At 74.1% G+C, this 13,580-nt stretch carries 14 protein-coding genes and 1 pseudogene; 4 read left to right on the plus strand and 11 right to left on the minus strand.

The genetic code is table 11. The annotated features are described in order from the left end of the window. Nucleotides 1-18 precede the first annotated feature (18 nt). The 4 genes from ABD191_RS02695 to ABD191_RS02710 are packed head-to-tail and all read right to left on the minus strand — an operon-like array spanning nucleotide 19 to nucleotide 3,284. Nucleotides 19-471: a Crp/Fnr family transcriptional regulator gene (locus ABD191_RS02695; RefSeq protein WP_344076776.1), complete on the minus strand. Its 453-nt coding sequence runs from the start codon at nucleotides 469-471 to the stop codon at nucleotides 19-21. Between the two features lie 15 nt (nucleotides 472-486). Next, on the minus strand, nucleotides 487-1,881 hold the full coding sequence (locus ABD191_RS02700) for an NAD(P)(+) transhydrogenase (Re/Si-specific) subunit beta (RefSeq protein ID WP_344076359.1): 1,395 nt from the start codon (nucleotides 1,879-1,881) through the stop codon (nucleotides 487-489). A 3-nt stretch (nucleotides 1,882-1,884) separates the two neighbouring features. After that, nucleotides 1,885-2,178, minus strand: a complete 294-nt coding sequence (locus tag ABD191_RS02705; protein ID WP_344076361.1) for an NAD(P) transhydrogenase subunit alpha part 2 — start codon at nucleotides 2,176-2,178, stop codon at nucleotides 1,885-1,887. After that, nucleotides 2,175-3,284 (minus strand): NAD(P) transhydrogenase subunit alpha, encoded by a 1,110-nt coding sequence (locus ABD191_RS02710; protein WP_344076363.1) that lies wholly within the window; start codon nucleotides 3,282-3,284, stop codon nucleotides 2,175-2,177. Before ABD191_RS02710 ends, ABD191_RS02705 begins: the two co-directional genes overlap by 4 nt. A gap of 125 nt (nucleotides 3,285-3,409) precedes the next feature. Between ABD191_RS02710 and ABD191_RS02715 the strand changes: the two genes are divergently transcribed. Then, nucleotides 3,410-3,997, plus strand: coding sequence for a 2-oxoacid:acceptor oxidoreductase family protein (locus ABD191_RS02715; RefSeq protein ID WP_344076365.1), 588 nt, complete (start codon nucleotides 3,410-3,412; stop codon nucleotides 3,995-3,997). Nucleotides 3,998-4,010: 13 nt separating this feature from the next. Further along, on the plus strand, nucleotides 4,011-4,571 hold the full coding sequence (locus ABD191_RS02720; protein ID WP_344076367.1) for a P-loop nucleotide/nucleoside kinase family protein: 561 nt from the start codon (nucleotides 4,011-4,013) through the stop codon (nucleotides 4,569-4,571). 80 nt (nucleotides 4,572-4,651) lie between these two features. Here ABD191_RS02720 and ABD191_RS02725 read toward each other — a convergent pair whose 3' ends face one another. Beyond that, entirely contained in the window at nucleotides 4,652-5,410 is a 759-nt protein-coding gene (locus tag ABD191_RS02725; protein ID WP_344076369.1) for a GNAT family N-acetyltransferase, read from the minus strand. A gap of 553 nt (nucleotides 5,411-5,963) precedes the next feature. Between ABD191_RS02725 and ABD191_RS02730 the strand changes: the two genes are divergently transcribed. Beyond that, nucleotides 5,964-7,133: a glycosyltransferase gene (locus ABD191_RS02730; RefSeq protein ID WP_344076371.1), complete on the plus strand. Its 1,170-nt coding sequence runs from the start codon at nucleotides 5,964-5,966 to the stop codon at nucleotides 7,131-7,133. A gap of 11 nt (nucleotides 7,134-7,144) precedes the next feature. Beyond that, nucleotides 7,145-7,864 (plus strand): annotated as a pseudogene (locus tag ABD191_RS29390) (AfsR/SARP family transcriptional regulator); the annotation flags it as partial. A gap of 998 nt (nucleotides 7,865-8,862) precedes the next feature. Here the strand turns inward: ABD191_RS29390 and ABD191_RS02740 are convergent. The 6 genes from ABD191_RS02740 to ABD191_RS02765 are packed head-to-tail and all read right to left on the minus strand — an operon-like array spanning nucleotide 8,863 to nucleotide 13,515. Continuing rightward, nucleotides 8,863-10,035 carry a 2-oxo acid dehydrogenase subunit E2 gene (locus ABD191_RS02740; RefSeq protein WP_344076373.1) on the minus strand — a complete coding sequence of 391 codons (1,173 nt, stop codon included), beginning with the start codon at nucleotides 10,033-10,035 and terminating at the stop codon, nucleotides 8,863-8,865. Next, nucleotides 10,032-11,027 (minus strand): alpha-ketoacid dehydrogenase subunit beta, encoded by a 996-nt coding sequence (locus tag ABD191_RS02745; RefSeq protein WP_344076375.1) that lies wholly within the window; start codon nucleotides 11,025-11,027, stop codon nucleotides 10,032-10,034. Before ABD191_RS02745 ends, ABD191_RS02740 begins: the two co-directional genes overlap by 4 nt. Beyond that, nucleotides 11,024-11,905, minus strand: a complete 882-nt coding sequence (locus ABD191_RS02750; RefSeq protein ID WP_344076377.1) for a thiamine pyrophosphate-dependent dehydrogenase E1 component subunit alpha — start codon at nucleotides 11,903-11,905, stop codon at nucleotides 11,024-11,026. The genes ABD191_RS02745 and ABD191_RS02750 overlap by 4 nt, the downstream gene beginning before the upstream one ends. Then, nucleotides 11,899-13,071 (minus strand): glycosyltransferase family 4 protein, encoded by a 1,173-nt coding sequence (locus ABD191_RS02755; RefSeq protein ID WP_344076379.1) that lies wholly within the window; start codon nucleotides 13,069-13,071, stop codon nucleotides 11,899-11,901. Before ABD191_RS02755 ends, ABD191_RS02750 begins: the two co-directional genes overlap by 7 nt. A gap of 4 nt (nucleotides 13,072-13,075) precedes the next feature. Continuing rightward, the gene (locus ABD191_RS02760; RefSeq protein WP_344076381.1) at nucleotides 13,076-13,330 is read right to left on the minus strand and encodes an acyl carrier protein; all 255 of its coding nucleotides are present in this window, start codon (nucleotides 13,328-13,330) and stop codon (nucleotides 13,076-13,078) included. Then, a complete protein-coding gene (locus ABD191_RS02765; RefSeq protein ID WP_344076383.1) occupies nucleotides 13,327-13,515 on the minus strand; it encodes an MbtH family protein in 189 nt (62 codons plus the stop codon). Before ABD191_RS02765 ends, ABD191_RS02760 begins: the two co-directional genes overlap by 4 nt. Between the last annotated feature and the right edge of the window lie 65 nt (nucleotides 13,516-13,580).

The following is a 13,580-nucleotide window of genomic DNA, read 5'->3' on the forward strand; positions in this document are numbered from 1 at the left end:
AGCGCGTACGCGCGAACTTCAACCAGCCGTCACACCGTGCGTGGCACAGCGGTCGCGGGTGGCCTGCAGGCGCCGCAACAGAACGACCATGAACCGGCGGCTCAGCTCGTACCCGAGGGCCGGCTCGCGGTCACACAGGCGGCGCACGCCCTCCGCGTCGAACTCGATGGCCTGCGTCGTCGCGACCGCGATGGCCCCGAAGTGCCAGGCGTACGGCGGGAACAGCCACGACCAGCCGACCACCTCACCGGCACCGAGCGTGTCGACGACCACGTCCGCGCCGTCCGGCGCGGTGGCGTCGATGTCGACCCGGCCGTCGATGATGAGCCAGAAGTGGCGGGCCGGGCGGCCCGCGTGGAACAGCCGGCTGCCGGCGTGCCGGGCCGAGCGACGCGCCTGGAGCGACAGCGGCTCCAACCAGGTGTCCGGGAGCCCGGCCAGGAAGGGGTGCCCGGCAAGCAGATCCTGCATGGTCACAATGCCTCCTCAGCCCACGAAGGTGCGTACCGCCGCGGTCAGGGCGGCCAGGCCCTGCTTCGCGTCGGCGAAGTACATGGTGGTCTTGGGGTCGGTGTAGAGCTCGTTGTCCAGGCCCGCGTACCCGTGGCCCAGCGAACGCTTGATCACCACCACGCTACGGGCGTGGTCGACGTCGAGGATGGGCATGCCGGAGATGGGGTTGCCGGACCGCCGGGCCGCCGGGTTGGTCACGTCGTTCGCGCCGACGACGAGGGCCACGTCCGCGCGGGCGAACTCCCCGTTGGCCTCCTCCATCTCGATGAGCTGCGGGTACGGCACGTTCGCCTCGGCCAGCAGGACGTTCATGTGTCCGGGCATGCGGCCGGCGACCGGGTGCACGGCGTAGGTCACCTCGACGCCGTGGCCCGTCAGGAGTTGGGCGAGGCCGGCCATCTCGTGCTGGGCCTGGGCGGCGGCCAGCCCGTACCCGGGTACCACGATCACCTTGTTGGCGTAGGCCAACTGGATGGCCACGTCGTCGGCGGATCCCGACCGCACCGTGCCCTGCGCGCCACCCTCGGCGGACGCGGCGTCGTCGGCGGTGCCGAAGCCACCGATGATGATGTTGGCGATGGAGCGGTTCATCGCGTCGGCCATCAGCTTGGTCAGGATGGCGCCCGAGGCGCCGACCAGCGCGCCTGCGATGATCAGGATGGTCTGGCCGAGGACGAACCCGGCCATCGCCACCGCCGTACCGGTGAAGGCGTTGAGTAGCGAGATGACCACCGGCATGTCGGCCCCGCCGATGGGCAGCACCATCGTGACGCCGAAGGCCAGCGCGCCGACCACGAGCAGCACGAGGGCGACGGTGTTGTCGGGCCGCGCGGCCAGCCACACGCCCGAGCCCAGCGTGAGGGCCGCGATGACGACGTTGACCAGGCGGGCGCCGGGGAACACGATCGGCGCGCCCGACACCAGGCCCTGCAGCTTGCCGGCGGCCAGCAGCGAACCGGTGAAGGTCACGGCCCCGATGGCGATGTCGATGCTGGCCGGCACGCCGACCCGGACCGGGACGGCGTGCGCGCCGATCAGGTCGCTGACCGCCAGCAGCGCCGCCGCGCCGCCGCCGACCGCGTTGAACAGGCTGACCAGCTGCGGCATGGCCGTCATGCGGACCGACCGCGCCGCGTAGAGGCCGGCGACCGACCCCGTGGCGAGCCCTGCGAACAGCACGGCCCAGCCGGTGACCGTGATCGTGGCGTGGCGGGCGATGACCACGCCGGTCGCCACGACCGCGACGCCCATGGCCCCGGCGGAGAGCAGGTTGCCGCGCCGGGCCGTGGCCGGGTGATTCATCAGCCGCAGGCCGAGCACGAAGCACGCGGCGGCGGCGAGCAGCACGTACTGGATGGCGGTGTCCATCGCTCAGCCCTGCTTACGGGAGCCGCGGAACATGTGCAGCATCCGGTCGGTGACGACGTAGCCGCCCACGACGTTCATGGCGCCGAAGGCGACCGCGAAGAACGCCAGGACGTACCCGAGGGTGTCGTGCGCGGTGGCCGCGATGGCCATGGCGCCGACCAGAACCACGCCGTGGATCGAGTTGGCGCCGGACATCAGCGGGGTGTGCAGGGTCGCCGGCACCTTGCTGATCACCTCGACGCCGACCAGCAGGCTCAGCACGAAGATGGTCACGGCCGTCAGCAGGTCCAGGCTCATCGGGCTCCTCCGTCGTGGGTGACTCCGTCGTGGGTGACGACGAGCGCCGAGGTGATCTCGTCGGTGAGGTCGAGGCTGAGCGCGCCGTCGCGCACCAGGTGTGCCAGTACGGCGGTGATGTTGCGGGAGTACGCCGTGGACGCGGCCGGGGCCATGGTGGCGGGCAGGTTGCCCGCGCCGATGACGGTGACCCCGTTGTCGGTGACCACGGTGGTGTCCGGCACGGAACCGGCCACGTTGCCGCCCAGCGGCCCGGCGGCCAGGTCGACGACGACCGCGCCGGCCCGCATGAGCTTCACGGTGTCCTCGGTGACGAGCACGGGTGGCCGCCCGCCGGGCACCTGGGCGGTGGTGATGACGACGTCGGCGCGCGCGATGTGCTCGGCGAGCGCGGCCTGCTGGGCGCGGCCCTCCTCCTCGGTCAGGGCGCGGGCGTACCCGCCGTCGCCGGATCCGCTCGCCGCCCCGGGCAGGTCGACGAACCGGGCGCCGAGCGACTCGACCTCCCCGCGGGCCTGCGGCCGCACGTCGTACGCGCTGACGACCGCGCCGAGGCGCCGGGCCGTACCGATGGCCTGCAGCCCGGCCACCCCGGTGCCGAGCACGAGGACCCCGGCCGGGCGGATGGTGCCGGCGGCCGTGGTGAGCAGCGGAAAGAACCCGCCGTACGCCGTCGCGGCGACGAGCGCCGCCTTGTACCCGGCGACGCTGGCCTGCGAGGTCAGGGCATCCATGGCCTGGGCGCGGCTGAGGGTGCGCGGCAGCCGGTCGAGGCTGATCGCGGTGACCCCGGCTGCGGCCCACGCCGCCACCGCGTCAGGTCGCCGTTGCGGTTGGAGCAGGCCGACCAGCGCCTGCCCGGCGCGCAGCGCGTCCTCCGGCGGGTGTACGCACACGATGACGTCGGCGGTCGCGAGGACCTCCGCCCGGCTCGCGAGGCGGGCGCCCGCCTGCGCGTACGCGTCATCGTCGAACCACGCGCCAGCACCGGCGCCGGATTGCACGACCACACCGGTGGGCAGCCGCGATACGGCGCCCGGCACGAGAGCGACCCGGCGTTCGCCCGGCGTCTCCTCCCGTACCACCCCGACGGTCAGGTCTGACATGCCGTCCCCTCTCCTCGCCCGCCCAGGCTCCGCCAGTGCCGGCGCGCCGGCACAGGGCCGAAGGTCAGGGCCGGCGGGACGAAGGCCCCTGCCTCCTCGTGCGGTCCCACACCTACGGTAAGGGCATGTTCCAGGTGCGCGTACATGGCCGACGCGGCCAGGCGACGCTGGGCGCCGCGCGGATCCTCGCGGCGGCGGCCACTATGGACGGTTGGCACGCGTGGGTGGCGTCGGGCGTCGAGCCGGTCCACGCCGGCTCCCCCACGGTCGCCTACGTGGGGCTGCACCACGAAGACGGGCAGCTCACGGCCGCCGCACAGTACGACGCGGTGATCGTGCAGGACCCGACGCTGCTGTACGAGACGGATGTCCTCGCCCGGCTGCGGCCCTCCGGCCTCGCGCTGCTCAACGGCGAATCGACGTGGCAGCAGTTCGGGCTCGCCGACCGGGTCGCGCACCTGGCGCCGGCCCGGGTGCTGGCGGTGCCGGCCGCGCGGCTGGCGCCCGGGCACGTGTGGCCGGGCGGCGCCAACGCCGCCCTGCTGGGCGCGTTCGCGGCGGCCAGCGGCCTGCTCTCCCCCGCCGCCGTGGCCGCGGCGATCTCGGCGAGCGTGGTCGCCCGGGTGGCGGCCGACCACGTCGTCGCCGCGCGCCGCGCCCACGAGCACGTACTCGCCCAGCTGAGCCGGCTTGCGGTCGCGGTGCCCGCCTGACAGCGTTGAGCTGGTGCGGCCACCACCGATCCTCGTCGTGATCAGCGGGCCGGCCGGCGCCGGCAAGACGACGCTCGCGCACCGGCTCGCCCGCCGCATCGGCTGCCCGGCGATCTGCCGTGACGAGATCAAGGAGGGCATGGTCCACACCGCCGGCGACTTCGTCCCCGCCCCCGGCGACGAGTTGACGATGCGGACGCTGCCCACGTTCTTCCAGGTGCTCCGCGTCCTGGTGAGCGCCGGCGTGACGACGGTCGCCGACGCGGCCTTCCAGGACAGGGTCTGGCGGCCGCACCTGGAGCCGCTGACGCGCCTCGCCGACCTCCGTGTGATCCACTGCCACGTGCCCGCCCGCACGGCGTACGCCAGGATCCAGCGCCGTCAGGCGGAGAACCCGACGCGCCGGGCCCACGTGGACACGCCGCTCGCCGACCGGGAGGTGCAGGCGAGCGCCCACGACGGCTTCGACCGCGTCCGGCTCGACGTACCCGAACTCGACGTGGACACCAGCGACGGCTACCGCCCGGGCCTCGACGAGATCGTCGCGTTCGTGTCCAGCCGGCCACCGGCGTGAACCGCCCAAGGCGACCGTTAAGCGATCTTGGGGCCAAAACCCACTTATAGGTGGGTATCGGCCCCAAGATCAACCGGGCGTCAGTCCAGAACGACGTAGAGTCGGCTACCGCCCGGGCGGTAGCCGACGCGTTCGTAGACCCGCCACGAGTCCTCGCCGGAGGCCTCCAACCAGGCGATCTCCGCACCACCGGCGAACAGCCGCCCGGTCACCTCGGCGGTGATCGCACCCGCCAACCCGCGGCGGCGGTACGGCAGCCGCACGGCGATGCCGGCCACCTCGCTGACCCCACCGCTGGGCGGTACGGCCTGCCCGCCACCGGCGCAGGCGCCGTCGCCGGCCACGGCCATGACCGCGATGCCGCCCTGCGCCTGCAGGCGCGCCATCCGGGTGATGTCCGATTCGGTGGCGACCGGGTCGCCGCCGAAGCACTCGTGCTGCGCGCCGCTCAGCGCGGCGCGCTGCTCGTCGGTGCCCGGCTCCCGCAACGTGAAGCCGTCGGGCAGGCTCGGCACAGCGAGCGACGAAGGTACGCACGTCAGATAGGCGTGCCGCTCCTCCACGGCGAACCCGGCGTTGAGCAGCAGCGCTTCGAGGTCCGGTGCGCAGCTCACGACGTACTCCAGCCGGGGCTTGCGGTCGATCTCACGGAACGCCGCCACGAGGGCCGTGACGTCGGCCGGGGTGATCGGGGCGTTCGGTCGTGGCGTCGCGTAGTTGATGTGCGGGCTGTCGGTGTCGGGGTCCAACCCGATGACGAACGGCCCCGACTCGACGGGCGCCGGACGGCCGGACAGGTTGGCGACGACGGACTGCTGGACGCGAACATCCGTGCTCAAGGTAGACCTCTGTTCAGGGAAACGGTCGTAGCCTCGCAGGTCCTGCTCACGGCCGTCAACCGGGTCGCCGGCGTCCCGGCTCACGCGCGCAACATCGCTGCTCGGGCGTGACGGGCGATGAGTTTGGCGTTCCCGGTTCGTCTACGTGACGTAGGACCGCACTATCGGGGGCGGCCGTCGCCTGTTGGCGACGCCCGACTTTTGCGCCCATCCGGCGTTCCGAAACAAGGCCTATTACCGGCGGTAATTGAGAATCTCTCGGACTTGGGCTGGCAAATATATACGTCATGTGCCCGTAATTGCCGAGTCGTCGGGCGTGACGACTCGGCGACTTTCGCAGGTGCGGGCGCTCGTACGCCGCTTGACACCCCACGGCGGGCCGACCTACGCTCCGAGGAGCGAGATCATTCTACGTAAATGTGCCGATCACCCAATGTCCTAAAGAGCGTCGAATGCGTGCGCGACGAATGAAAGTTTCACCCCACGGGGAATTCGAAGAATGCGATTCCCGTGTGGGCCACGGGGAATAGAACAGAGCGGATCTGACAACGCCATGGCCACCATTCTCATGACCAGCCAGGGCAGCGCGGGGGATGTCCTGCCGTTCGTACGGATCGGCGGGGCGCTGCGCCGCGCCGGCCACCGTGTGGTCCTGATCAGCCACGCGCCGTTCGCCGCCCCCGCCCGGGCAGCCGGCCTCGAGTTCCACCCGGTCGACACCGACACGGAGTACGCCCGCCAGCTCGCCCTCACGCCGCACCTCATGGGCGCCACCGGGCCGGCGGCGGTCGCCGAGTTCTACCGCCGCGGCGGCTTCGTCGCCCAGTCCGCCCGCGAGCTGGACCTCCTCGACGAACTGCACGACAAGGGCGACACGATCCTGGTCGGCCGGCACACCTCGTCGCTGGCCGTGCTCATCGCCGCCGAACGCCTGGGCGCACCGTCGGCCTGGCTCGCGCTGGCGCCCGTGCAACTGCTCACCGCGCCCGTGGCGCTGCGGCACTACCGCAACGGCCTCGCCACGGAGATCGACGAGCTGCGCGACCGGGCCGGGCTGCCCCCGATGACCGACTGGCGCGGCTGGTTCGGCACGGTCGACGCGGTCATCGGCCTGTGGCCCGGCTGGTTCGACCGGGCCGGGCTGCGCTCCCCCGCCCGCGTCACGCTCGCCGGCTTCCCGCTGCCGGACGAACCCGTCGACCGCGCGACGCCCACCATTGACGGCGCCTTCGCCGGGCGACCGCTGCTGGTCACGGGCGGCACGGGACGCATGCTGCACCCCGCCTTCTACCCGGCCGCCCTGGCCGCCGCGCAGGCCGCCGGCCTGCCGACCGTCGTGGTCACCCGCCACCGCGACCTGCTGCCCGACCCGCTGCCGCCCCGCGTCCGGTGGGTCGCGCACGCGCCGTTCGCGGACGTGCTGCCGCACGTCACCGCGATCATCCACCACGGCGGCATCGGGACGCTGAGCCGCGCGCTCATCGCCCGTACCCCGCAGTTGATGTTGGCCGACGGCGCGGACCGGCCGGACAACGCCGCGCGGGTCGCGGCGGCCGGGCTGGGCTCCTGGCTGCCGGCCACCGACTGGCGCCCGGACGTCGTGGCCGCGAAGCTGCGCGAACTGCTCACCGCGCCCGCGCCCACGCCGGCCGAGCCGGTCGACGGCGACCGGGCGGCGGCAACCGCCATCGCGGACCTGCTGGCCGGCGAGGCGGGCTGGTGACCGCGCTCCGCATGCTGGTCCTCGGGCCGGTCGAGGTGCGGCTGGACGCCCGCGACCTGCTCAGCGGGTGCCGGCCGGCGCAGCGCGCGGTGCTCGGCCTGCTCGCCGTCCGCGCCAACCGGGTCGTCTCCCGCGCGCAGCTGATCGACCGGCTGTGGGGCGATCACCCACCGGCCACCGCCGACCAGCTCATCCAGGGGTACGTGTCGCGGCTGCGCGCCGCCCTGCGGCGGGGCGGCGAGACCGTGGCCGCGCGGCTGACCACGACCGGCGGGGGATACCTGCTGACCCTCGGCGACGGCGAGCTTGACCTGCTCGACTTCGAGCGGCACGCCGCGGCGGGGGCGCGCGTGGCGGCCGGTGGAGATTATGCGGGCGCCGCCCGGGAGCTGCGGCGGGCACTGGCGCTGTGGCGGGGGCCGGCGCTGGGCGGGCTGCCGCTTTCGACGACCGGCGAGGCCGAGGTGACCCGCCTGGAGGAGGCCCGGCTGGCGTGTCTCGACCAGCGCATCGAGGCCGACCTGCGTGACGGGCGGCACGCGACCGTGACCGGCGAGCTGCGCGCGCTGGTGGCGGAACATCCGCTGCGCGAACCGCTGTGGGCGCACCTGATGACCGCGCTGTGGCAGGGCGGGCGCAAGGCGGACGCGCTCGCCGCCTACGCCGAGGCCCGCGACCGGCTGCGCACCGAACTCGGCCTCGAACCGGGAGCCGACCTGCGCGAGCTGTCCGCCCGCATCCGCACGGAGCCCGGCCCGGCCCTCAGCCTCGTCCCGGCCGAGCTGCCGCCCGACCCGCCGACCTTCACCGGCCGCCGCGAGGAGGTGGCGTACCTGCGCGACCGGTTGCTCGCCGGGGCGGCCGGCGCGCCGATCGTCGCCATCAGCGGCGCGGCCGGGGCCGGCAAGTCGGCGCTCGCGGCGCACCTCGCCCACGTCGTGGCCGACGCGTACCCGGACGGGCAGCTCTACACCGACCTGCGGGGGTCCACGGCGGACGCCGAGCCACGCTCCCCCGTGACCGTGCTCCACCGCTTCCTGCGCGGACTCGGCATCGCCGGCTCGTGGTCCGACGTGGACGAGGCGGCCGCGCGGTTCCGGTCGGCGACCGCGCAGCGGCGCGTACTCGTCGTGCTGGACAACGCCACGACCTCGGCGCAGGTGCGGCCCATGCTGCCGGCGAGCCCGGGCTGCGCCGCCGTGATCACCAGCCGGGCAGCGCTGACGGGCCTGCACGGCGCCGTGCACGTACGCCTGGACGCGCTGTCCGAGGCGGAGGCGGTCGAGCTGCTCGGCCGGCTCGCCGGCCCGGCGCGCGTGGCGGCCGAGCCGGCCGCGGCCGCGCGGGTGGCCGGCCTGTGCGACCGCCTGCCGCTGGCGCTGCTCATCGCCGGTACGCGACTGGCGGCGCGGCCGGCGTGGACGGTCGCCGAGCTGGCCGCCCGGCTGCGCGACGACCGCCGGCGCCTCGACGAACTCAGCACGGCCGACCTGGCGATGCGCTGCGCGTTCGCGGTCAGCTACCGGTCGCTGTCGGGGTTGCCGGGGCTGCAGCGCGCGTTCCGCCTGTGTGGCCTGCTGCCCGGCACCGGCTTCGACGCCCCGGCGCTCGCGGCGCTGCTGGCCGCCCCGGTTGACGACGCCGCGGCGGCGCTGGAGCGCCTGGTCGACGCCAACCTCGTGACCTCGGCGGGACGGTCGTGGTACCGGCTGGCGCCGCTCGTGCGCCTCTACGCCCGCGAGCTGGCCGCTGCCGACCGCCCGGCCGCGCGGTTGCCGCAGCCCTGCGGCTCCGCCGTACCCGTCGCGGTCGTGCCCAGACCGGCGAGCCGCTCCGGGTCCTCCAGCAACGCCTTGACGGCGGCGAGGAACGCCACCGCGCCCCGCCCGTTGACCACGCGGTGGTCGTAGGCGAGTCCGATCTGGACGGTCGAGCGCCGCACCGGGCTGCCGTCCGCGTCGAGGTCGATCACCTGCTGGACGGCGCCGAGCGACACGGCGCACGCCTGGCCGGGGAACACCATCGGCACGGCCACGGTCACGGCGGCGTCGTTGTGCAGGGCCACCAGGATGTGCGCGCCAGCGAGGTCGCGCGCGGCGAAGCCGCCCTTCATCGCGGTCAGGCGCAGGCCCATGAGCGCGCCGGCCAGCTCCCGCCAGTCCAGGGCGGCCGGGTCGCGCACCACGGGTACGTGCAGCCCGGTGCCGACGTCGATGGTGACGCCCACGTCGGCGGCGTCCGGCACGCGTACGGCCGCGGGGCTCTGGAATGACCCGAAGCACAGCGGATGCTCGTCGAGCTGGACGGCGACCGCCTTGACCAGCAGCTCGGCCAGGCCGACGAGGCGCTTGTGGGCGCGGGTCAGCGTGCGGGCCAGGGCGAGCGCGCCGTCGACGTCGACGGCCACGGCGACGAAGGCCGCCGGGATGGTGCGGTGCGACTCGGTGACCGCGGCCGCGACGGCCTCCTGGTGGCGGCCCAGCGCCACGACCCGCCCGCCCGCGAGCAGCTCCTCGATGTCCGCGGTGCGGATCAGCCGACGACCCAGCGCGAGCACCGCGGCACGGTCGACGCCGTGGCGCGCCATCAGCTCCGCGGCCGGCCCGGTGATGATCACATCTTCGTACGCCGGAACCGGCGCCGATGGGGGCGTCGCCGCCGGGGGTGCGGCCACCTCGGACAGGGTGCCGATCACCGCACCCACCGGGCACTCGGCGCCGACGGCCGCCGCCTGGCGCAGGTAGCCGTCGGCGGGGCTCTCCAGCTCCTCGGTCGCCTTGGCGGTCTCGACGACCACGACGGGGTCGCCCGCCGCGACCCGCGAGCCGTCCGCGACAAGCCACTCCACCAGCGTGTACGCCGCGTCGTTGGCGTTGAGCTTCGGTATCCGGATCTCCGTCACGACAGCGCCTCCCGTACCCCGCGCCGGATCGTCTCCGGCGAAACCAGCACCGACCGCTCCAGGTGCGGGGCGGTCGGGATGACGCTGTCCGCCGAGTGGACCAGGGTCACCGGTCCGCGGGCCACGTCGCGTACGGCGTGCGCGACCTCGGCCCCCCAGGTGCCGCCGGCCGTGCTCTCCTCGACCACGACGACCCGGCGCGCCCGCGACAGGGCGGGCGCCATCGGCGCGACATCGAGCGGGTAGAGCCGCGACGGCACGAGCAGGTGGCAGACGATCTCGTCCGCGAGCAGCAGCTCGCGCATCGCGGTCACGGCACGCGGCACCAGGCCGCCCGGCGCGATGAGCACGCAGTCGACCTCGTCGTCGGGGTCGACGGCGAAGACCCGGGCGAGGTCGCCCACGAGGTCGAACCGGAACACGTCGTCGACGACCCCGTCGCGGCACAGCCAGCCGCCGTAGAGCGACTTGTCCTCGAAGTGCAGTGCCGGCGTGCCCGCGCCCAGCATGGTCGCGAGGACGGTCGCGCTGTCGTGCAGCGGCGACAGCTCGTACACGGCCAGGCCGGGCACGCCGAGGAAGTGTTTCTGCAGGCTCTGGCTGTGCGTCGGGCCGTACCCCCGGTTGCCGCCCGTCGGGCAGCGCACCACCAGGTGGATGGGGACGCGGCGGCCGTACATCGTGGTGGACTTGGCGGCGAAGTTGACGATCGGGTCGAACGCCAGCGTCACGAAGTCGCTGAACATGATCTCGACGATGGCCTTGTCGCCGGCCAGGGCCAGCCCGCCGGCCAGGCCGACGATGCCGTTCTCCGAGATCGGGGTGGTGAGCACCCGTTCGGGGAAACGCGTCGACAGCCCCCGCGTCACCTTGAACGCGCCGCCGTACGGGTCGGCGATGTCCTCGCCGAGCAGGTACAACCGCTCGTCGTCGGCGAGCGCGGCGCTCAGCGCGGCGTTGAGGTGCTCGACGATCCGCTGGCGGCCGGTCACGGCGCCCACCCCGCCAGCGGGCGGGCGCTGACCTCCGCGACGACGGCCGCGACCCGCGCGCGCTGGGCCTCGTCGACGCGGTCCAGCTCCGCGCCTACAAGATCGTGATAGTACGGGCGCCAGTCGCCCGCCCGCAGCGCGGCGACCTCGTCGGCCGGCCGGGGATCGTCGCCCTTGCTGTGCGGGCCGAGCCGGCGCACCCGGGCCTCGACGACCAGCGGCCCGCCGCCGTCGCGCACGGCCGCGACCGGCTTGGCCAGTACGGCGCGCAGCTCGTCCACGTCGACGGAGTCCACATAGGTGTGCGGGATGCCGAACGCGGCGGCCCGCCCGGCGATCGTGCCGGCCATGGCCCGCGACGTGGGCGTGGACTGCGCGATGCCGTTGTGCTCCACGACGACCAGCAGCGGCAGCCGCCACAGCGCGGCCAGGTTGAGCGCCTCGTAGACCGCGCCCTGCCCCCAGGTGCCGTCCCCGACGAACGCGCAGGCCAGCTGCCCGGGCTCGGACCGGCTCAGGTGCAGGGCGGCGCCCGCGGCCACGGGCAGGCTCTCGCCCTGCACGCCGGTGGACAGGTACCGCTCGCGCAGGATGTGCTGGCTGCCGCCGACGCCGGCGCAGACGGCGCCCTCCCGGCCCATGATCTCGGCGAGCAACCCGGCCGGGTCGTCGAACAGGCTCAGGTAGTGGCCGTGGCCCCGGTGGTTGCTGAACACGTAGTCGCGCGGGTCGAGCAGCCCGCGCAGCGCCACGGGCACGTGCTCCTGCCCGAGGCAGGTGTGCGTCGTGCCGTTCAGCTCGCCCCGGTCGAACAGGTCGAGCAGGGCGCTCTCGAAATGCCGGATGAGCAGCAGCGACGCCAGGTCCTCGGTCAGCATGCGGGCTCCAGGGCCGACAGGTAGCGCTCCAGGGCGTACCCGTCGAGGTTGGCGACGAACGCCGCCGCGGCCGCGCGCCCCCGGTCGGCGAGGTCCTCGTAATGCGCGCGATCGTCGCGCAGCCGGCGCAGGGCGGCCAGCCACGGGCCGAGGTCCTGCGGCGGCACGACCGGCTCCGGGAAGGGGTCCCCGGGCTCGCGCTGGGTGTAGGCGGTGATGGGCGCGACCGGCAGCAGGTGCGGCACGCCGAGCTTCGCCTCACCCAGCCCGCCCACGTCACTGGCCAGCACGGGTACGCCGTGCAGCATGGCCTCCACGGCCGTGTACCCGAAGGTCTCGTCCCACAGCGACGGCATGAGCAGCACGCTGAGCCGGGCCAGGATCTCGGTGATGTCGTCGACCGGGTCGGTGACGGTGATGTTGGGCCGGGCGGCCAGCGCGGCGAGGTCGTCGGGGGTGGTGCCCCAACCGGCGACGGCGAGGAACCGGGTGTCCGGCAGGGCGTCGGCGAGCGCGAGGAGGACCGGCAGTCCCTTGTACGCGCACGGGTTCACCAGCCCGACGAGCCCGTCGGGGCGGCCGAGGGCCGGGTGCGGGCCGGGGCCGTAGACGTCCGGGTGGATCAGGGCGGAGTCGAGGTCACCATGGGCGCGCAGGTAGTCGGCGGCGGCCCGGCTCACGGACACCACCCCGGCGCAGCGGCCGATGAGGCGGCGCCCCGACACGCTCGGGTAGAAGGTGCGCGGCCCGAACGGCAGCTGCTGCAGGGTGTGCGCGAGGTACACCACGCGGCCGGGGTTCGCCCGTTGCGCGAGCCCCAGCATGAGCATCCCCGGGTCGTCCGACGGCACGAGCGTCCAGTCGGGCTTGACCCCCTCGGCCAGCTTCAGGGCGTACCGGGGCAGTCCGCTCGTGACGACGTGCACCCGCACGCCCGCCCGGGTGAACACGATCGCCCCGTCGCCGCGCTCGGCGGTGACGCCCTGGCCGGCCAGGTACGCCAGGAAGTCCGGTTCGGACAGCGGGCGGCGCGTCGCGGCGAGCGGGGCCACGGCCACGCACTCGTGACCCCGCGCGGCGAGCGCCTCCAGCATGACCCGGTTGGACTTGTTGGCCCCGCCGTGGCTGGGGAGGTAGCGCATGTTCTGCGCCAGCAGCACGCGCATCGGGTCAGGGCCGCTGTCCGGCGAGGACGGCCTCGCGCAGGTGCCCGGCCGCCGACGCGACCGTGAGGTCGGCCTCGAACAGCAGGTCCACGGGCAGTTCGACGCCGTAGCGGTCGTGCACCCGCGCGAGGAACTGCACCAGGTTGAGCGACTGGCCGCCGAGGTCGAAGAAGTCGTCGTCGGGCCCGGTGGGGCGCAGCCCGATCTCGGTCCAGATCCGGGTCACGGCCGCCTCGGCCTCCTGCTCGTTCAGGCTCATCGGGTGGCCTGCCGGGCGCTGCGCGGACGCATGTCGGTCCAGACGGTCTCGATGTGCGCCAGGCATTCCTGCTTCGTGCCGGCCGTGCCCTCCGCCCGCCACCCCGCCGGGACCGGCTGGTCGTCGGCCCAGATCGAGTACTGCTCCTCGTCGTTGAGGACGACCAGGTATCTCGGTTCGCTCATGTCAGGTCCTCTTCCACAGCGGTTCCACATAACGTCCACACAAGTGCGCTCCGGTCGCAGGCATA

The organism is Luedemannella helvata (assembly GCF_039528415.1).
Classification (GTDB): domain Bacteria; phylum Actinomycetota; class Actinomycetes; order Mycobacteriales; family Micromonosporaceae; genus Luedemannella; species Luedemannella helvata.